The sequence below is a fragment of the Yersinia enterocolitica subsp. enterocolitica genome, assembly GCF_901472495.1.
Lineage (GTDB): Bacteria > Pseudomonadota > Gammaproteobacteria > Enterobacterales > Enterobacteriaceae > Yersinia > Yersinia enterocolitica.
The window spans coordinates 2517538-2538071 of sequence record NZ_LR590469.1; the positions used below are offsets into that span (position 1 = coordinate 2517538).

Genomic DNA, 20534 nt, shown 5'->3' on the forward strand with positions numbered 1-20534 from the left:
TAAGATGATGACAGGAATTAGCGAAATTTTATTATGAGGTTATTTTATATCATGGATTAACTGGGGCAATCGGTAAAACCGTTAAATAAGAAATAAACAAGGCTGCCTTCCCTGGCAGCCTCAATGAAAAATACCTTAAAATATTCACACTATCAGTGAGTGATCTCTTCCAAATAATCCAGTACATCCTGTACCCGATACCATTTCATCCAGATTTCGTCTTGCAGTGGTTGCTCCGTATGTTTTTCCACCGATGACACTAACTCTAGCATTTCCAGAGAATCGAGATGGAGATCGACAATCAGCCGCGATTGCATATCCCAATGTTGTGTTGCGCCCGCGTAGGCACGAATCTGGGTGAGCTCTGACTTAAGCCAACATTCCTGAGAGTTTTCTGGTTTCATCACTCAATCTCTGTGGGTTGTTTATTGAGCTGACTACGGAGGATGTTAACCACATTCGTGTCACTCTTGCGATAATCCTCTTTCTGGCTGAGATCGCGCGTCTGCGCACCTTTCTGAGTCAGTGTCACATTAGAATCTTTGTTACCAGACCAAGATTGTGTTGGTACCGAGGCATTTTTGCCAAACCCAACAAATTGATTACCCTGAGCAGTTAGCGAAGAGGGGCCTTTTTGTTGTGTACCGCCCAGCCGGTAAGTCGATTGCTGGCTGAGATCGCGCGTCTGCGCGCCTTTCTGAGTCAGTGTCACCGCTGCATCTTTGTTAGCTAAAAAGGATTTTGCCAGTAGCAGCTCAGAGGTATTTTCCCCAAGCCCGGCAAAAGAAGTACCTTGAGTATTGACCGAAGAGGGGCTTTTTTGCTGCGAGCCGCCCCGCTCATCATTCTGTTTTTGGCTAAGATCACGAACCTGACCACCGCGAGTCAGAGTTACCTTAGGCGCTGCTGTTATAGAGGATTGTATTGGTCCAGAGGTACCCAATAAAGAACCCTGAGCATTAAGGTGGCGCTCAGCCACGACTTTAGCAGAAACCGCACGATACAGACCGTCCGCGGGTGGCGATGTTTCATCTGCATTCACCTGAATATCCAGCGTAGTGATATAGTTAGCAGGTTCATCCTGCTTCACTACCGGAGGCTCAAGAGCCGTACTGCTGACAAATAGTGGTTTCTGTTGTGCCGAGTTATCAATTTTATCGGATTCTTTATCAGATGAATCTGTCGTATCAACTGCTGTTTGAGTGGCAGTCGCGCTTTGCGGCTTATTATCCTCAGGCTGAGTGGTAACATCACTGCCTGACGTATTCGAAATATTATTCGGTATGGATGCTGGCGTACCATAATAATAATTATTAGTAGTAGTAATATTTTTAATGTTATTAATAACACTACCGGGCTGCGCAGCATTATTGCTATTAACCGGAGGAGTCTTCAAATTATAGTCAGGTGCAGGTATAAACGGTGCTGAATTAAGCGGCGATCGGTTGTACGAAACCGCAGCATCAGGTGCTAACGTCAACGTTGCTATTATTTGCGTTTTATGTTCCAACGCTTTGATTAAAGAAAATATTTTAATGGATTGATCACCAATACCTTTGAACTCAGAAAATTCTTTCTGCAACTCGGTAATCATGTTGTTAGTTTTTGTATGTTCAGCCTCATAAAGATGACTTTCTACATTTTTGGGATTTTCCCGCAGCGTTTGCAGATCATCAGCTGACAGTTTTCCATCCAGTTTGGCAATGATATCCGGATAGACATTTTGCTGAAGATAGTTAGAACAAAACTGCTGCAGGTTATCTTGCCCTGTTTGCGAGTTTTTCTGCGTTAATTCCATCTTGTCAGCAATGGCAGCGATGAAATTTTTCATTTTGCCAACTGCTGACGGCGCATTCTTGGGCAAGCCCTCTATCGCTTTGTAGAATTCCTTTGCGGCACCCATCAGTTTTGTATCTTTCTTATCCGCCGGTAACATGCTAAATAATGCCAGCGCCGCTTTGGTGCCGTGATTCAATGTATAGTGTTTAAGATCACGCTCACCACAGCTATCTATTACTTGAGTAAGATTTTTTAACGCATTGATATTACTTGCATCCTTTCCCAAATCTTTGAGGAAGGAAGCGATATGTTTCGCCGTGTTAACGTCTGCTAAGGGGGTAGTACCATCAGCAGAGTTTGAGCTGAAACTGATAGTACGTTGGCTATCTACTCCCTCATTAGAGGAAATGGGGCAGGGTTTGGCATGGGCAGACGTCACCCCAGTGAGACTGCTCGCTAAAGCGCTCCCATTGCCTGAAGAAAACTTGGGAGAAGCAAAATTTAAAGGTCTGGGAGTAGTAACAGTCCTGGGTGCCGTGATATCAGGCATAACTAATCTTCCTTATATAAACAGTTTAAAAAATGGGTAATACCACAGTGCGCACGGTGGCAAAAAATACCCAGCGCAGTGTAGTATTAGCGCACTCTGAATATTTTCAGACGATAGTCTAATTACCGGCTAGTATCATGTGGCTGGAAAGAGTGGCAAGCAATAAACCTGCCATTATTTATTGAGCATATTATTTATTGAACATATTATTCATTGAACATAGCCCATATTATAACGAAGTAAATCGTCCACCAATTTAGTCAGTAATTGGATCAGGGTTTCAAAACTGGTATTGTCCTGCCGAAATTTTTCCAGCAATTGCGTTACACTATTATCAATCGCATTTTTCTGGCTATCGATGCCACTTTGCAAGCTCTGGAAGGCTTGCGCATTGGTGTCAGACCCCATCCATGTGGCCTCTGTACCCTGTAGCAATTTATAAATCTCTGTGATGGGAGCTAAATCTGGATATACTTCAATTCGGCCGCTGCCCTGCTTATACTCCACCTTAAAGCCAGTTCCCAACTTTTTCTCCCAGAACGCAAGCTCTTTATCACCGCCAGAAAAAGTATAAATAGGGTTTATTTTAGCGTCTTTGGGCGGCCAGTTCTTGGCAAATGCCTTCATCTTTTCAGTATCCTGCTTCGGAAATGAGCAGACAACATATTTTTGCAACTGTTCATGCATGGATTTCGCAAATTCATAAAGGTTAAATTTTATCTTGCCATCTGACCCCGCCTCAATATGATTACTTATTGTCCCCAATGCAGTATGCGTCACCTTCATAAACTCAGTGGCGCCTTTGTTAATTGCAGCGTAATTTTTCTGATAATCACTATGTATTGACTTAATCAAATCTTTCATTGGTTCTATATGGGTTACATGCCATTCTCCATCTTTTGCAGTGGCATTGGATATACTTCTCATTGCAGCCTTGTAGCTGTCGTCACTTCGTTTCAAACCGCGCACCAGGCTGCGGGAATCCGCCACAACCTTATCCATATCCCCCGAAACTGAATGAAAGCTCCCCGTAGAAGAGGACTCAAACACCGGCTGTGGCAGCAAATGGCTATTGCTGGACACTATCTGCCGCCCGGTAGCATAAGGATCATCCTGAGGTTGCATCAGGGCGGATAGATCCATGTTCTGTAATAACATCGGCTGCGCACTCACGTTGTGCCCGTTAGCCAGTGCCCCTTTCGCGCCCAACATCAGTTCCGGGGCATGTTGAGGTAGTGAAATAATCGCTGTTGTCATACTGATATTTTCTCTTTAACCCTTAACAATGGCCTGATTGGCCCGGGTGGTGGATTCCATTATGGAATTAAGAATTTTCTTAATTTCCTCCAGGAACTGCTTGGTCTGATCCATCTGTTTCTCGGTATCATTGGCAGCACTACGCGCCGTATCTGCCACGCTGGTTTGTATTGATTTGTCCGCTTCAGCCTGTTTTACTGCCAGCTGATTAGAAGCACTGCTCACCTGAGCGGCGTTATCGGACATGCGCGTTGCCTGGTCAACAATACGGCCCATGGCTTGGTATTTATCCGTCTGCTGATTGTATTTCTGTTTATGAAGTTCGGCTGCGTCCTCTGCTTCCGCCACTCTCTGCTGCTGCTGCTGCTTAATTTGCGCCTGTTCTGCCTTGTTCGGTGCCGTGGTTTGCGTCATCTTCTGCCCATCCGCGCCAGTGCGACTGATTGCGACCTTGGCCGGTGCCTCTACCTGATTCATTTGGAGCGTCAGCTGCTTAGCATCTGCACTGTGCTGGTTGGACGGTTTCAGATGGTTCTTAACCGCTTGACTTTGCTTAAATAAGCCTCCAGCCTGCAACCCAACGCCAACACCGGTGATAATCACCGCAGTGGCAAAGCCGATAACTGCGCTATGGTAGATCTCTTTCCCTTCGCGGATAGTTGAATCCGCCGCCATTTGGGTCATCTCGGCACTGAGAGCCGCCAGCATGCTATGAGTACGACGCTCGGAGATATTGATCTCCGCCAATACCTTACGCAATATACTGAACATAAAGCGCATCGTTTCATTGGTCTGGAAGCCAATGAATTCGTGCTGTTTGGCCGAGTTCGGAGATTCAACCTTATAATCTTCGCCTTTCTGACTCATCTGAACAGCATTAGCCTCCTTCAATATAGAGCCACCCAGCATCAACTGAGCTGCTGCTGCCAGATTGCGTTGCTCGGCATCATCGGCCAACAGTGCATCCAGCAGGACTCGATCACCAGCACTCATTTCACTGATAACATCTTCCCGTTGTAACACTGTAGTCAGGGCTTGCCTGAACCCCTCCGGCTTGGTGGTAAGCGCAATACGTAAATCATTTTGAAGCTCGGTATTTTCCGGTGTTTCCAGGCCCTCTAACGACTGCAACTGCATCAGCATCTGCGCATGATCAACCGTCGTTTTAGGCGTCGACAGTTGCGGTTTTCCGGTTGCATTGTTGACACTGGCGGCGCTTGCTGACTTAAGGTCGTGCAAGCCCAGCTTGTTGGGCGTATTTTGCTCGGCACCAACCGATGTCAGCAACTGTGCAAAATTTGGGTCAATCTTAGGGGCAGTAAAAGTCGTGGCTTGTTGAATAGTGGTCATAAATAGTTTCTCCTGAAATTAAGCAAAACTGCTTTTTATTATGTTGGCTTTAGCAGTGCCGGATTGATTTAACGCAGTTAGCATGCCTTCAAACATCTCATTGAGCTGGTCATAGTTTTTAGCCACCGACGCGATTAGCGACTTTAACAAATCCTCAATGAACTGCATCATAGCGTTGTTGTGCATCATGCCTGCCATCATCTCTTTCATATCGCGGGTCTTTGCGCCGACCTGTAAATTCAGCCCGCCGCTGACAGCAGCATTAGTCACACCAAGCACCATATTGGTACCGTTCATGCCCATTTCGATTTTGCGCGCAGTCACACTGGCGGTTTTCCCCACACTGGCAGCCTTATCAGCAACGTGTGCAACATCATCAGTTTTGTCGGCAATCTGCGCCAACGATTTGCTAAGATTAGTGGCCTTAGTCCCCACCTTGCCCATACTATTGAGAAGATCGGTTGGCAGCGCTTTTACGGCGCTTTTCATCAGATTACCCACTAATTTAGACCCGTTTTTCGCTAAATTGCTGATCATCTGACCGGCATTTTTGAAAAACGAAGACATCGAAAATAGCGAAATCGCGAGGAAAGCAACGGCCGCCAACACCATGCCGACAATGTTGCCGATCTCTTTGGCTTTCTCTGCCGACATACCGAATGTCATCAACATATTGCTGATACCGGTTGAAATTTCCGCCGCCAGCATCTGCATCAAGCTGCCTTGTCCAGTCTCCTCCAGCACGATATCAGTCACGGTTAGGGCAATACCAACCGCAGCGATGGCCAGCGTCAGTGGCGCGGCAGTGCCCAGAGTGGCGATGGTTGCCACAACTGATACCGCTAACATGATGTAACTAAAGATTTTACTGGTACAAGAGGCAGTTTTACTCGCCTCATCAGCTTTACGTTGCGCCGCTTCCGCTTCTTTGGCTTTTTTCTCTGAATCTCTACGCGAGGCTGCGCTGATGGTTTCCAGCACCTCCTGCTGCTTCTCCATACCTTTAATGGCATCTTCACCCATCGCCATCTTCAGTTCCGCGGTCAGCAGCGCCAGTATCGCTATGTAATTATCCCAACGTTCGCCATCTATCTTCGGCGTAGTGACAGAGGATTCTATAAATTCATTGATTGCAATGCGGTCCTGATCGGCCAACATCGCTATTTCTGTTGCTTGATTCAGCACTTGTTTATAAGCATTTTCAAGCTGCGTGCTGTTAAGTTGGGCCTTGCTCAGTGTACCTTTCAACTTCGTGAGGTTAGTGGATAGCTGCTGTTGCTCCACTTGTAATGCACTTAGCCTGATGCTTAGCCCAGAGACTTTATCTGTCAGCAACTCATGTTGTTTCAACTGTGCGAGGTCCTGCGGTGGGCTAATCACTTTTAGCTCAGCCGTCGTCTTAGCCAGTTGCTGCTGTGTTGTGGTCAATTTCTGCTGATTGGTATTGAGAGAACTCTGTAGCTCCAGCTGCTGCCCCGTCAGCCCCTTTACCGTCGTCACACTTTGCCGCCAGGCCAGCTGACACTTTGTCACTTCATTACTGCTCTGCTGCAGCTCATTGGTGCTATTTTCAAATGCCGACAACAAATTTTCTGCCCGCTCACGCTGGACAGAGGATTCGATGTTAATCATTTGCAGACGACCACGTAATGAGCTCAGGCTGCTATCACTCACTATCTGACGTACTGTTGCCAACGACCCCATCAACGATGCCGCGGCATTAAAGCCGGAAGTCTGGCTGGTCGCCTCTGAGTTTGCTCCATGACGGGCGCTGATACTCGCCCCCGCGGCCTCTTCTGCCGAGGATTGGTTAGCGGCAGCCTCGGATTTGGCCTGTGCGAGCGTCATTTTTGGCATGACCAATCGCGGCGCACCCTTAACGCGGTGATGTTTCTCCTGTTCCATTGAAGCCAGTTCCTGAACAGCATCCCCCAGAGACACATCAAACAGATTTTTAGTACTATCGTCTCGAATTTGGTTAAAATTCGCACCTTGAGTAAAAGTGAGAATATTATTAATTCGATCGCTACCAGCTTTTATATCGACCATATAATATATTTACCTTATTAAATCAGAGTTATCCTTCTGCTGGTTCACTTTCTGTTAGATTTTTCTTTAATGCAGTTAAATAAACGGAGGATTTTTGTTTCAACTCCAAATCATCACTCCCATTAAAGGTACTTTCAAAACAATGCAACGCAGCACTACTTTTTTTCAGCATTAAATTACACTGCCCAGCATGGAATAATGGACGGTAATCATCTTTTGCCAGAACAAAAGCCAAAGAGTAAAGTTCCACTGCTTTTTCATAACGCTTGGTTAGCTGATAAACAGCTGCCAACCCCATAACATAATCAGTATTATAAAAATCATAAATACTTAGAAAGCGAAAGAACGTTTCGGCTTCTTTTAATTTACCTTGTTCATAAAATTCATAAGCGTAAGCATAAAGTCCGTCCATGGTACTTTGTGGGACACCATAAATATCTTTATAACTGGCGCCCTCCATTATTGCCTGACAAAGTTCATCAAAAATAATATCCATATCTTCCGTTTGATTTTCTGCCGCATCATGTTTCTGGTTCATATACTCTCCTAATTAATAATGTAAGAAATATGATGCAACGCTAATGTTTACATCATAGATAGTTGGAACAATGAGTTCTTATAAAAAGCGATGCGAGCTAATTTGGCTTGCTATCGTTAGTTTCTTCCTGTGCTAGCGGGTCGGCAGCATTATCCGCCTCTAACTGCTCCAGGGCAGCATCCACATCAATGCCCATTTTTACCAGCTCAACGCGTACCAGCCAGTTAATGATGTGCATCACATCATCCAGCCCTTGGTCATTAATAAAGCTGTCTTTGCGATAATTCCGCCATAGCTGCCGTGCTACCGGAATATCCCTCACTACCGGTACACCCTGACTTTCGGCATAAGCAATCACCGCTTTGGCCTGTAATCCCCGAGTTTTCATCATAAGATACGGCAGCGGTGCTATATCGTCATTGTAATAAATTACCATCGCAATATGCGTTGGGTTCGCCATAACAAATGTTGAACCACGAACATTTGACTTCACTTCTTCTGACAATATTTCCTGATGCAACCCTCTACGAGCGCTCTTAATATGTGGATCGCCATCATTATCTTTGTATTCTTTTTTCACCTCTTGCTTTTCCATTTTCAAATCCTTCATAAACAGGAAAAACTCAGTCAAGGTATCAATTAACAAAATCAATAATGCCACAGCCAGAAAAACCATAATAAACGTAATACACAAATGCGCCCACTGACTAATCATCCCATTAATAGTGGTGCGATAGAGCATAAATATCTCTTGTCGCCAAAAGATAAAAAACACCGCCGCCGAAGTGGCAAATACCAACAAATACAGAAAAGCTTTCACCAACTCTTTTAATGAGCGCAGAGCAAAGATCTTTTTAAATCCAGAAATAGGATTTAAGTGAGAAAAGTCAATTTTTACTGCTTCGGTCGCTAAACGGAAACGACTCTGTAATAACGAAATAATTGCACCCGGTAAAAAACAGGCCAGCAGTACCGGGACAACCGCTTGCAAAAATAAGCTGTAAAGTTTATCCAACAATGCCTCAACACCTATATCGGAAGGTGAAAGCAAAATTCTTTGTAACAAACTACCTAATCCATACAAACTGGAGAAACCAGAAATTGCAAACGCCCCTGCAACCAGTACCACGGCGGCGACCATATCCTTACTTTTAAAACTTTGCCCTTTCTTCGCCGAGTCACGAATCTTTTTGTCTGTGGGCTTCTCTGTTTTTTCAGCCATGATATCTCTCCGCTATTATTGCGGCGCTACACCAAAAATATCGTGCAACGGACTCAAGGAAATCATATTAATCAGAATGGTCGGAACTTCATTCTGGAAATAGAGCAGAAATACCATGAATGCAATTGCAGACTTAATGGTTAATGATAAAGAAAAAGCATTCAGCTGCGGGCAAAAGCGGGAATATAGCCCCAGCGCTACCTCAGTAATAAATAAAGTCACCAGAATAGGGGCCGCGAGCACAATAGCCTGTACCACTAACTGGTTAAGCCAACGCCCCAGCGGCAGACTATCAAAATGGCTGAATCCGGCAGCAAAGGGCAACAGGCGGTAACTCTCGGCGAAGGTCTGCGCCAACTGATACATCCCCCCCTGTGTCAGAAAAATCATGACCACTATATGGCTGACTAACACCGACATCTCTGAAGATTCCACACCATTAGCCGGGTCGATAGTATCGCTGATGGTCGCCCCGCGCTGGTTATCGATCAGTTCACCAATAATATTGGCGATAAGAAACGGCAGACTGAGGATAAAAGCCAGCACCAAGCCGATAGCCAGTTCATAAAGGATCATTTCACCGAGGCTTGTCTCTTCCCAATTAAGTTCATAGGTCGAGAAAAAAGGCCACATCCCCAGGGCCAAAAAAACGGCAACACAGTTTTTGATCATGCCACTGTTAAGCAACTTGCTACTGAGAAACGGCAAAAAGAAGAACACCGGCGCAATCCGTGCCCACGCCAATGCCAGCGTCATCAACCCGGTCTGAAATGTAGAATAGAGCGACACATACAAACCTACCACCTGCTGATCCATCACCCCACTCCTGCGGGCGATAATGCGATAGCCAGCACTTCAGTGGCGTAGTTCATTACCTTGTCAGACAGCCAACCAGAGATCATAAACAGTGAGCCAAATACCGCGAGTAACTTGATACCAAAAGGCAGTGTCTGTTCCTGAAGTTGGGTCACAGTTTGAATCAAGCCAATCAACAGACCTACCACCGTCGCCACCATCACCGGAATGGCCGATAGCAGCACAATAAGCAGCATGGCTTTATTACTGGCGTAAATAATATTTTCCATAAGTTAGTTACCTGGCTAATGCTGTGCCAGCTCCATATATTGCATAATCAACCCCTTGGAAATCAGCGCCCAACCGTCGATTGCCACGAACAAGATCAATTTTACCGGAACAGAAATGGTAACCGGGCTCATCATCATCATCCCCAACGCAAGTAAAATACTGGAGATAATCAGGTCTATTACTACAAAAGGTAGATAGATATAAAAACCAATTTCGAATGCTGATTTAATTTCACTCAACGCGTAAGCAGGCAGCAGGGAAAACAGCGCTGGCTCGCGAGTATCAGCTTCAGCCATCGATTCCTCTTCACTACGCCCTTGTTGCAACGACTCGAAAAAGTTGAGTAATTCCGGATCGGAGTATTTCTTTAGATAAGCGGTGTAACTACCCAGCCCCCCATCTATAAATTTATCCACCGAATCAACATTGCTAAAATCCACCTTTTCGGTGCGCATATAGTGATTCACATCCTGAATCACCGGCATCATCACAAACAGTGACAACAGCAGCGCTATCCCGTTGAGCGCCAGGCCGGAAGGTACCTGTTGTACCCCCATCGCATTGCGCACCATAATTAGCACGATTGATATTTTCAGGTAGCACGTTCCCGCCGCGATGACAAAAGGCAATAGTGAAGAAAATGCGACAATCGCCAGTAAGGGAATGTCCCCAGGTAACGTTGGCATCATTGTTATGACCCCAGGCTGCCCTGGCACGCCAACTTTGTGACCTCCAGACCCAGTTCTTCACCATCACCGATATAAATAAGCTCGCCTTCAGCCACCAATTGCTTATTGGCGTAAACCTTCACTTCTCTGTCTTTATCTGCCCCCAGCGAATACACCGATCCCGGCTGGATATGCGCCAACTCTTCCAGTAGAATTTCGCTGTGTCCTAATACAAAGGTCAACTTCACTGTCAGTTTGGCAACATCGAAGCGGCTCGGTAGATACTCAGGCAGCACCTCATCCAACGTGGGCACCGTATCTTCAGTTTCCTGCATATCATCAATATTTTCTTCTATCACGAACACACCCTCTTGCTGTTTTTGAAAGCGGGCCACCGGGCGACCCGTTACTATTAAGTGCAATTGCAACTGCTGAATACAGAGCACATCGCGTAACGCCAATGACTGTAATAACCCGGCGCTGATATGGCTGTATCCCAATACCCAGTCAACCTGCTGGGTCACATTTTTGCCTATCGCCTGCCCGGCAGGCAGGGGCTTAAGCTGGCTGAAAGGAGCGGCTATCAGTACCGTCCCCAGCACCGATTCTTCTATCGTTAGCCAAGACTGGCTTATCTCTGCACCATCAACAACCTCAAGGCTTTCCATGCGGAATGCGCCAGTAAAAAAAGTACGAGAACTGTTTTCTTGAGTAAAAATTTCCGCCAGGCTCTGGTTATCCAGCCCCTGCCAGGCGCAACTGTTCAGCTCAGGCCAGTTGAAACGACACCAGCCTTCAACCGGTAGCAACGCCGAAATTTTTTCAGTGACACTACTCAGGTTCAGTCGGAAATAGCGCTCTCCAGCTTGTGGAATGGTGGCGCTTCTGTCCGGCTGATAGCGCTGTTGCCAGCGCGTAACCTCAACCTGGCGTGTACTGAGTCGACGGATATTGAGCATCATTATTTTTCATCCTCCTGCTCTGATTGTTGCTGACCACGGCGTTCTTCATCATGCCGTTCATCGCGAAAATCCAGCGGATTCTCCGACTCCAATAAATGGTGGTTATTCTGTAAAGCCAACTGAACTTCCGCGCTGTCGGTCATCGCTGTCAGTTCGCCCGCTTTGGACAATTCGAATTTCACCATCGGGCTGTTCGTCCACTGAGTAAAGGTGTAACTCAAGGTTCGACGCCCTGCTGTCGGTTCACTTTCTGTCGCGACAGGCTCCGGCAACGCTGTCATTTCTGCCTTAGATGGGGTTTTCATCTCTTCTGGCTGAGTGACCGCAGGGGGCTGTGTTGCCAATGGCTGCCCGGCCAACTGTTGTGTAGTCGGCAAATGCGTCTGATCATCCCCTAACGTGTTTTCCTGACTTTCCGCTAGCGGCACAGAAGATGTTGCTTCACGCAAAGACTCAAATGACGCCACAATTGGCTGCTTAACTGTTGAACCAGAGCTATCTGACCTATCCTGAGAAACAGAGGTGTCAGACATCTCTTCTTTATTCCCCTCTCTTTTAGCGGAAGGGACGGCTACCATTGGCATCTCAGAATTATCACTGGTGACTGCAATCAGACCGGGCAGTGGCTGTTCGCCGTTATCCCTCGGGATAACATTCAACTGAGTCAATGTTGCTGTTGGTTTGAGTAATGTTTCTACCGTCACTCCACCACTCACCTTGTCCACCACTGGAGTTGGTTTCGCACCAACTTTCTCCATAGCCTGCGGTTGCTCTGCTGTCTCATGTCCCTGCGCCAAAGCACCCTGCATTTTTACCGACACCAACTCGGGCTGCTGCGCCATATTCGGCAACGCCAACTGTTTACTTAACGGCATGCTATTTATCGGCATCATCAGGGGAGCCAATGCGGGAGCTAACTGCTCTTCTGCCTGTTTCTTGCGTTGCTTTGCCTTAGCCAGCAACTCGGTCATTTTTTTTTGCACCTCCTGCTGAAAAGATTTCACTGCCTGCCCATTATCGGTGTTCCGCGTTACCGGCCTGGAGACATTGGCTGGTTCCTCTTTGCGGATATCCGGCGGGGCGCTATGAGCTACCTGTTTTATCGCCACCATATGTGGATAATTCCTCAATTTCGTATTGCTGTTGCAGTTCGCTATTTAAACGTCTTCTGCACCTTTCGCGCTTCAGATAAGTTTGGAATTTCTCGCACCGATTGTCGGTTTCCCGTAATTGGCGCTGCATCTGCCGTTGCTTCTTCTCAAGTGTTATCAGTTCCGCCTTGATGTTTTCTAAGTCATATAACTGACGCGCAATTTCCGCCAATAGAGCAGCTTTATGACGTTGGCGTTCAAAGAAAGCTTCACGGGTCAACTCCGCAGCCTGGTCATACAGGCTGCTTTGAGTTTCCAAAACTTGGATGCGCGTGTGGATATCATGCTGCTGCTGTTGTAGCGTCTGTAGCGAACGCCGCAATATCTGCTGGTCTTGTTTGATTCGCTCCAGTCGCCGTTGTGTGAGGCTCAGCAGATTCTTTACCATCAGTTTGCCAGCTCACGGAGCTGATTGAGCGTGGTGGAGAACTCGCCGGGTTCTTCCATTGCTTGCTGCAAAAAGCCCTCTATAACATCTCTGTTGTCCAGCGCGTGATCGTTGTCGGTATTTTCACCACGCTGGTACTCCCCGAGATCAAGATAGAGCTGAATTTGTGCCAGCCGTCCGAGCATATCGCGCGTTTTTGCCGCATCCTGACGATGCTGCGGTGTAGTCACTTTCGAAAACACACGACTAATACTGTGTAAGATATCAATTGCTGGGTAGTGACCGCGCCCAGCGAGTTGTGCACTAAGGTAGATGTGACCATCGATTATCGAGCGAATTTCATCACCAATCGGGTCGGATTCCTCTTCGCTCTCCAGCAGTACGGTATAAAAAGCCGTAATAGAACCATGCTGCAATGCACCGGGCCGTTCCAATAACAGTGGCAGTTGCTCGAATACCGACGCTGGGTAACCGCGCCGCGCGGGAAGTTCCCCCGCCGCCAATGCTACATCGCGCAAAGCACGGGCATAACGCGTCATCGAATCGACAAACAGCAACACATCTTTGCCCTGATCACGAAAATACTCCGCCATCGCCGTTGCCAGTAAAGCTGCATTACAGCGCTCAACCGCTGGACTGTCCGACGTGGCGTACACCAGAATGGTTTGCGCAGCACGCGGTGAGGTCTGCAATTCATGAATGAATTCTGTCACCTCACGACCGCGCTCACCAATTAGCGCAATAACACAAATATCCGCCACCGCATGATTCATAATCATGCTCATCAGGGAGGTTTTGCCGCTACCGGCCGCCGCAAAAATCCCCATACGCTGCCCCTGCCCACAAGTGAGCAAGCCATCAATTGCCCTGACCCCCGTCACCAATGGTGTGGTAACCGGTCGGCGCAAATTGACACTAACCGGCGGATTATCAACCCGACACAGAGTGGTGAATAGAGGTTCTGATGATGCAGTTGCATTGCTCAGCACGCCCACTTCCTCTCCTGCGGCGTTGTAAATTTTACCCGCCAGATGTTCTCCCATCTCAAAGACAAACGGCTGACCAGTGGGGCGGATAACCACTTCACGTGTCAGCCCCTGTGCTCGACCAATCAAACTCAGAATGGTTTGTCCCTCCTTAAACCCCACGACCTGAGCTTTTGCAATCACTTCCGGCTGACATAAATCGCGCTCAATCAGACAGATTTCGCCAATAAAGACCCCATGCAGCGGGGCCTCTAGCAGGCAACCATGTATACGCGACGGGTGTGCACAGCTATCAAAGAGATTCATAAATTAGCCAGCTAACAGGGTGGAGAATCGATGACTACGCTCATAAAACTCATTTAGACTGTCAGCAAACAACTGAGTGTCATTCAACGCTGGCTCACGCAAGATTGCGGAAAGCACCAGAGTGTTTTCCCTGAAACTCAATGCGGGCTGCCCGATGTGAAAATTACCTGGGGTGTATTCCAGCAATTCGCTCAATAAATTTTGGCCCAGCGCTTCAAGATGCCCCATTTGACATTCAGCAATGCTGCACCACAAAATAATATCGTCGGTTAACAAGTCGACATTAATAGGCGGTGATTCATTCAGCTCTAACTGAATAGTTGAATGACAATCAAGCTGCGAGTTAATTAAATCCTGGCGCCCTTCAGTGGATAAAAAAGAATTCAATGCATCAACAAAACGGTATTTCATGGTAGTTCTCCTTACACGGTTTTAATTACGTTCACTTTCACTGTCTCGGAGATCTCATTAAATGAGAGCACCTCCAATTCAGGGAAACGACTCTCAAGAATTTTTTTCACAAAACGACGAATATCTACGGGCACCAGCACACTCATATCTCGAACAGAGTGATAACTGCTTTCTACTGTCTGAGCAAAGGCCTGAATAATGTCATCGGTTTTTGCCGGATCAAGGCTGATAAAGCTACCACCGGAGGCCTGACGAATCCCTTGGCGAATCATGTCTTCAAATTGATCATTAATCATCAGAACATTCAAACGCCCATCGGTGGCAAAACGAGATGAGATATAACGGGCCATCGCGCCACGGACATATTCCACCAGCATCATGCTGTCTTTCTCTTTTGGCACCCATTGCACCAAAGTTTCCAAAATAAGTTTCATATTTCGGATGGAAATCTTTTCCATCAGCAGACGCTGAAATACTTCAGTTATCTTTTGTACTGTTGCATGGCGATAGCACTCTTTTAATAATTCAGGGTATTTCTTTTCCAGATCGTCAAGCAGGTTTTTAGTTTCCTGAATCCCAAAGAACTCATTAATGTGATGCAGCAATAAAGTTCCGATACAGTCGATAATCTCACTAATATCATCGCGTGCCATTAAACCCAGTTGTTTAATATCATCAGTATGTTTACTGGCGATCCAGGTACTGACTGCACCATGCTCATCAGTAAATCGGGTTAATTCCAGCCCCAGATATTCCAGTTCATCGTTAATCGTAAGAAGACGTAAACCACCAAAGCAAATATTATAATCACCCGCACGAACTTCATTAATCAGCACAATAATTTTGTCGCTTGGTACCACCGGAGAATAGTTAATGGCAATATCAGGGATGCGGTAGCCATAGCGCACAAAAATATCTTTCTTGATGCGTGATAGAAAACTATTTTCTTCCAGCAGTTCCTTATGTTTTTGGCTCACCGAAATAATAATTGGCAGTGTTTCAGGTACATACTCATCATCTGAAACCTGACTTTCCCGTCGAGTTTCGCCTTCTGCCACCTCGGAGCTAACTTCAGCATCACTCTGTTCATCACCCGCAAGGTGTTTCTTCTCCTTGCGCTTCTGATGATGGCGATACCACAGCAGCGCTACCATTAAACCGGATAAGAACAGGAAAATTGGCGTAGGAAACCCGGGCAGAAAACCAATGCTACAAACAATGATCGCGGTGATCATAATAGTGAAATCTTTGGCAAACAGCTCAGAGACAATATTTTCACCAAGGTTTTTATCATTGCCGCCCACGCGAGTCACAATAAAGCCGGCACTGATAGAGATAAGCAGAGCCGGAATTTGTGCTACCAAGCCATCACCAATGGTCAGCAGGGTGAAGGTATTCAGTGCCGTAGGCATGTCCATGCCCAATTGCGCCATTCCGACGGAAATACCACCAATCAGATTGACAAAAATAATGATAATCCCAGCGATAGCATCACCTTTGATGAATTTCATCGCCCCATCAAAAGAGCCGTATAACTGGCTCTCGTTCTCCATATCATTACGTTTCTCTTTTACTGTTGCCTCATCAATCACCCCAGCACGCAAATCAGCGTCAATGCTCATCTGTTTACCTGGCATCGCATCAAGTGAGAAACGCGCCGCAACTTCGGCAATACGTTCAGAACCTTTGGTAATCACGATAAACTGCACAATGGTCACGATGGCAAATACCACCATCCCAACCACCAGATTGTCCTGAATAACAAACTCGCCAAAGGTGGCAATAATGTCGCCAGCATCAGCTTCCAGCAAAATAAGACGGCTGGTACTGATCGATAACGCTAATCGGAATAGCGTAGTAATCAATAAAATTGAGGGAAATGACCGGAAGTCCAACACCCGTGTAATATAAAATGATCCCATAAAAATCAGCACTGAAATCATAATATTCAGGCCAATTAACAGATCTACTAAAATCGTCGGCAAAGGTATAATCAGCATGGCAATAACCATGACCATGATGACTAATACCAACAGTTCAGGACGATTGCGAATATTTAACAATAGTCCGGTAATTTTATTCATGGAATGTTCTCTTCTTCGTCATGTAATACCCGCCGAGCCATAGCCAGCTCTTGCTCCATAAAATGACTCATATTCTCTTTCAATCCGTCAATAAAATGCTCGCGCTCTTCTAATGATGAGAAAATACCTGTCGGCAATATGGAAAAAGCGATAATTAAAATCTGCAAAAAACGCGCACGCATATCCGTACTTAATGCACCGAGCTGCCGCGAATAAAATGTGAGTAAGCTGTCGTTAAAATTCTCTTGACCGCGAATGCCGCTGATAAACAATTTGCTAAGCATGTTCTCACCACTCTGATTAATAAAAGCAAAATCGGTATGAGAAAAACGCTGGCGAAATGTATCGTCCAGTGATTGCATCTCTCTTAATCGGCTAACACGATTAAACAAAGCACCAAATTCGCTAACATTAATATTCCCCAACGGTAATGCTTGTAAGTCACAAGCCAAAGCCCGCGCCAGGTAACGAATAATATTTTCACGTTCCTGAGCCACCATCTCTTCAGCCCATTGCTCATAGAGATAAATCGCTGGGCCGTCATAGCAAAGAAACTCGCGATACAGCATTCTCAAGTTGCCAGCCGACTGCTGCATTTTTTGTGCAAAAGCTTTCGCCACCAGCGCGATATTGATCCCCGCCTGAGCACTGCGATCGAGGTCTTCCGCCTCTAGCTGTTCCCGTAATGCTTCCAGTTGTTCGAGCTGCTTGCGCTTTAATCGGCTGCGGTGAATCAATGCTGCCAGCACCATAAGCAAATCACTGGGATCGGTAAAATACTGGAGCAAAAAAGCATGTAGCTGCTGCTGCGTCATCAATTTGCTGTTCAGCGCCCCTTCAACCCGCAGGATTTTTTCATCCGCTTGAGCATCCAGGATGCGCTCAGAAAAACGCGTCCACTCTTCCTTGCTGTCTGTTGTCGGCCCGCGACGGCGCACATGACTGGCTGCCAACATGGACATCGAGGCATATTCACTACTGTTATCAATGACTCCCTGTCCACGCGCCGCTTCGTCAGCATCATCACTGGCCTGTGCCGCGGAGCTACTTTTGTCACGTTGACCCACTAAAAAGCGTGAGTTGCCGCCAACAGGACCTATTGCCACGGCTGGCTCGCATACTTCTTCAGAAACTCAACGGTGCCGTTTAACTTGCCATCATGGCGGGTTAAGCGTTCAGTTTCAGAGAACTGACGACCATCCCATGCTTCGTTTTCATCCAGTAAACGCGGCTGAATCAAAAAGATACGGATCATTTTCTGCTGGTTGTGCGAACGGTACTTAAACAGGTTACCCAAAAGCGGAATATCACTTAACAGCGGAATCCGAGTCTCACCCTCTTCAACTTGATCACGGGTATATCCGCCAATCAGCAGGCTTTTATCGCGACCAATACGTGCCACAGTATTGATGTTGGTGCGGTTAACCTCTGGCAGCCCAGCGATATCGGCAAGTTTGCCCGAGTTATCACGGTTTAATCCGCCATCTTCAATATTGACTTCCATTTCAACACTCGATCCCCCTGAGAGGCGCGGCAACACACTGATCATGGTGCCATATGTCACCTGTTGCAGTGAGGCCACCCGCTCGCCCTCCACTCGGGCATAAAAACTGGTGTTGTTATCAAATAGCGCCGGCACATTCTCCTGCGTCAAGATAACCGGGCGCGAAACGATACGGGCATTGCCGGTTTTACTAATCGCGTCGATTTGCGCCAAAAACGTTTTGCTGTCACTTAGCGTACTGCGGTTAAAGGTAACTGAACCGCCAGCAACACCGATACCACCCGCTTCCCAACGCACGCCCAGATCGTCCACTTTGCTTTGCGTCACATCGATAATCCACAGTGATAGCTCCACTTGGCTACGGCTGTTATCCAAGGTATGGACTAACTGGCGAACATAGCGAATCTGTTCTGCGCTGCCTTTTACTACCAGACTGTTGCTGTCGGGATACGCGACCAGAGAAAATGGGCTGCTCGTTTTAGCGCCAGCAGCCAGCTTAAGCGCGCTGTCACCGCCGTTAACTGATGGTGGAGCCGGAAAACCTGCTTCGATCGTCGGTTCACCCTCTTTCGGTTGTATCGTCAGTGTGCTTTCCGTCGTGCCATTGTTACCCTGGAACAGAGCATTAAGTGCCGTTAACATCCCAGGAATTGTGATGCTTTGCCCACGTTGGTTATAGGTACGATCGGTGACTGATGAGTGTTTTAACGGGATAACTGCCACTTCACCGCCGCTGGCCAAGTCTTCCTGCTTAATACGCTCATCAAGATAGGCGGCTGCCGCACTAATCAACTCCACATAAAGCGGTGGTCCTGAGACAAACAGTAAACGGTTATCGCCTTCGGTACGGACCGGAAAACGCTTATCGTAAATTCCGGTTTTCTGAATATAGTTAAGCACTTGCCCACTACCCGCAGCCTGAGTGTGAACAATGACACTACGCATTTCGCTGTTGTCATAAACATAGATGCCCGCGCCATCGTCGTACCACACCAGCGCCATACGTCGGGATAATGCTTTAAACATCTCATCAGCATTCGCCAAATTAAAGTTCCCAGTGACGCGCTTTTGTGCCGCCAACTTACTGAGAATAATCGGCTTCTCCAGCCGTTCAGCGACGGCATCAAACAGCTTGCCGACCATGACGTTATTTGCGACAAAGGAGTCATTAACGTTTTCCTGCCCGACGGGCAATGCGGTAATCACCTCAGCGTTGACCTGACTCATATGGCCTGCCAACAATAAGAGTGAAAAATAGATCACTCCTCTGTATTTAACTTTCATATAAAATAGACTCCAAACGTCTTATTTCTGAGGGTGTTAACCCCAACTCTTTTTTGAGATCATTGGTAAAATGCGAGGCCGAGCAATATCCAGCATCCAGACCCACATCAAGAATTGAACCTTCACTTTCGATAAGTTGTAATACGGCAGATGCCATACGCACATTCATCATTTTTTTCTTGGCTGTTGCCTTAAAGCTCTCTCGATATAATTGCCTGAAGTAGGCCGCAGAGACGCCATATCGCTGACTTAAATAATTAATGCTGACATTATCTGTCTGTTCCGAAGCTGATAATAAGAAGCTCATCATTCCGTAGGCTTCATATTTTCGTAATAGATCGCACCAAGTATTGAATTCCGTTTGGTTACGCAGTATTAAATCAATCACGGTATTATTCACTGACATTTTTGTCGCATCATCTGGTGCATCAAGGGAAATAACCTCTGACCACGGCAGCGCCGCAACAGATGATTTCACTTCAGTATCCAAAAATGATTTACCTAATGCAGCATCAATCGTTGCGAGAGTTTCGATGAAACTGGCTAACGTGATGCTGTGTAAAAACCAGTGAGTTTTATCACCCTCAATCTTGCCGGGGTTATGGCAAATAAACAGTGAAGGCTGAGTAATTACGACGCTGTTACCCGAATAAACAGAGCGAAACGTCAACTCCAGCGCCTGATCATCAGGTACAGCCAACACCAGACTATCCTGCAGGGATAAACAATGAGCCACTGGCGTTACCGGCTTAATGTCATTATTTATTGCTGTCATCGTTCTTCGTCTCCAGCTCGTTATTTGAGTTGCAACACAATGAACGATGATGTCGATTTATTAAACGGAATCACTCGGAATAGCCATGACTCCCACTGGGAATCCGCCCGGTATGAAATAGTCAGGTCAATTCCGCTGACAAAAAATTCGTACTCGGCTTTACTTGTCGCCAATTTGGTTCAAC

19 protein-coding genes are annotated in these 20534 nt (G+C 46.6%); all 19 read right to left on the reverse strand.

What is annotated here, in order from left to right; genetic code table 11:
* Positions 1–152: 152 nt before the first annotated feature.
* Positions 153–404, reverse strand: a complete 252-nt coding sequence (locus FGL26_RS12010) for an acyl carrier protein (RefSeq protein ID WP_005173697.1) — start codon at positions 402–404, stop codon at positions 153–155.
* Positions 404–2218 (reverse strand): hypothetical protein, encoded by a 1815-nt coding sequence (locus FGL26_RS12015; protein ID WP_162268503.1) that lies wholly within the window; start codon positions 2216–2218, stop codon positions 404–406. The genes FGL26_RS12010 and FGL26_RS12015 overlap by 1 nt, the downstream gene beginning before the upstream one ends.
* Positions 2219–2539: 321 nt before the next feature.
* Entirely contained in the window at positions 2540–3586 is a 1047-nt protein-coding gene (locus tag FGL26_RS12020; protein ID WP_005173702.1) for an IpaD/SipD/SspD family type III secretion system needle tip protein, read from the reverse strand.
* Positions 3587–3601: 15 nt separating this feature from the next.
* Positions 3602–4936 (reverse strand): IpaC/SipC family type III secretion system effector, encoded by a 1335-nt coding sequence (locus FGL26_RS12025; protein WP_005173705.1) that lies wholly within the window; start codon positions 4934–4936, stop codon positions 3602–3604.
* Positions 4937–4954: 18 nt separating this feature from the next.
* Positions 4955–6985: a type III secretion system translocon subunit SseC family protein gene (gene sctE / locus FGL26_RS12030; protein ID WP_005173711.1), complete on the reverse strand. Its 2031-nt coding sequence runs from the start codon at positions 6983–6985 to the stop codon at positions 4955–4957.
* A 28-nt stretch (positions 6986–7013) separates the two neighbouring features.
* Positions 7014–7523: a type III secretion system translocator chaperone SicA gene (gene sicA / locus FGL26_RS12035; protein ID WP_005173716.1), complete on the reverse strand. Its 510-nt coding sequence runs from the start codon at positions 7521–7523 to the stop codon at positions 7014–7016.
* Positions 7524–7620: 97 nt separating this feature from the next.
* Positions 7621–8745 carry an EscU/YscU/HrcU family type III secretion system export apparatus switch protein gene (locus tag FGL26_RS12040; RefSeq protein WP_005173731.1) on the reverse strand — a complete coding sequence of 375 codons (1125 nt, stop codon included), beginning with the start codon at positions 8743–8745 and terminating at the stop codon, positions 7621–7623.
* Between the two features lie 15 nt (positions 8746–8760).
* Positions 8761–9561 (reverse strand): type III secretion system export apparatus subunit SctT, encoded by an 801-nt coding sequence (sctT, locus tag FGL26_RS12045; RefSeq protein WP_005173735.1) that lies wholly within the window; start codon positions 9559–9561, stop codon positions 8761–8763.
* Positions 9561–9830 (reverse strand): type III secretion system export apparatus subunit SctS, encoded by a 270-nt coding sequence (gene sctS / locus FGL26_RS12050; RefSeq protein ID WP_005173738.1) that lies wholly within the window; start codon positions 9828–9830, stop codon positions 9561–9563. The genes sctT and sctS overlap by 1 nt, the downstream gene beginning before the upstream one ends.
* Before the next feature lie 15 nt (positions 9831–9845).
* Positions 9846–10517, reverse strand: coding sequence for an EscR/YscR/HrcR family type III secretion system export apparatus protein (locus FGL26_RS12055; protein ID WP_032903070.1), 672 nt, complete (start codon positions 10515–10517; stop codon positions 9846–9848).
* Between the two features lie 5 nt (positions 10518–10522).
* Positions 10523–11461, reverse strand: a complete 939-nt coding sequence (locus FGL26_RS12060) for a FliM/FliN family flagellar motor switch protein (RefSeq protein ID WP_005173744.1) — start codon at positions 11459–11461, stop codon at positions 10523–10525.
* Positions 11461–12573: a SpaN/EivJ family type III secretion system needle length determinant gene (locus FGL26_RS12065; RefSeq protein ID WP_005173748.1), complete on the reverse strand. Its 1113-nt coding sequence runs from the start codon at positions 12571–12573 to the stop codon at positions 11461–11463. Before FGL26_RS12065 ends, FGL26_RS12060 begins: the two co-directional genes overlap by 1 nt.
* Positions 12545–13000 (reverse strand): hypothetical protein, encoded by a 456-nt coding sequence (locus FGL26_RS12070; RefSeq protein ID WP_005173749.1) that lies wholly within the window; start codon positions 12998–13000, stop codon positions 12545–12547. Before FGL26_RS12070 ends, FGL26_RS12065 begins: the two co-directional genes overlap by 29 nt.
* The gene (gene sctN / locus FGL26_RS12075; RefSeq protein WP_005173750.1) at positions 13000–14292 is read right to left on the reverse strand and encodes a type III secretion system ATPase SctN; all 1293 of its coding nucleotides are present in this window, start codon (positions 14290–14292) and stop codon (positions 13000–13002) included. Before sctN ends, FGL26_RS12070 begins: the two co-directional genes overlap by 1 nt.
* Positions 14293–14295: 3 nt before the next feature.
* Complete coding sequence (locus FGL26_RS12080) at positions 14296–14703, reverse strand: InvB/SpaK family type III secretion system chaperone (RefSeq protein ID WP_005173759.1); 408 nt, start codon at positions 14701–14703, stop codon at positions 14296–14298.
* An 11-nt stretch (positions 14704–14714) separates the two neighbouring features.
* Complete coding sequence (locus FGL26_RS12085; protein ID WP_005173762.1) at positions 14715–16787, reverse strand: EscV/YscV/HrcV family type III secretion system export apparatus protein; 2073 nt, start codon at positions 16785–16787, stop codon at positions 14715–14717.
* Complete coding sequence (gene sctW, locus FGL26_RS12090) at positions 16784–17893, reverse strand: type III secretion system gatekeeper subunit SctW (RefSeq protein ID WP_005173765.1); 1110 nt, start codon at positions 17891–17893, stop codon at positions 16784–16786. Before sctW ends, FGL26_RS12085 begins: the two co-directional genes overlap by 4 nt.
* Positions 17884–19575, reverse strand: a complete 1692-nt coding sequence (gene sctC, locus FGL26_RS12095; protein ID WP_005173772.1) for a type III secretion system outer membrane ring subunit SctC — start codon at positions 19573–19575, stop codon at positions 17884–17886. Before sctC ends, sctW begins: the two co-directional genes overlap by 10 nt.
* Positions 19565–20350: a helix-turn-helix domain-containing protein gene (locus FGL26_RS12100; protein WP_005173778.1), complete on the reverse strand. Its 786-nt coding sequence runs from the start codon at positions 20348–20350 to the stop codon at positions 19565–19567. The genes sctC and FGL26_RS12100 overlap by 11 nt, the downstream gene beginning before the upstream one ends.
* Positions 20351–20534: the final 184 nt, after the last annotated feature.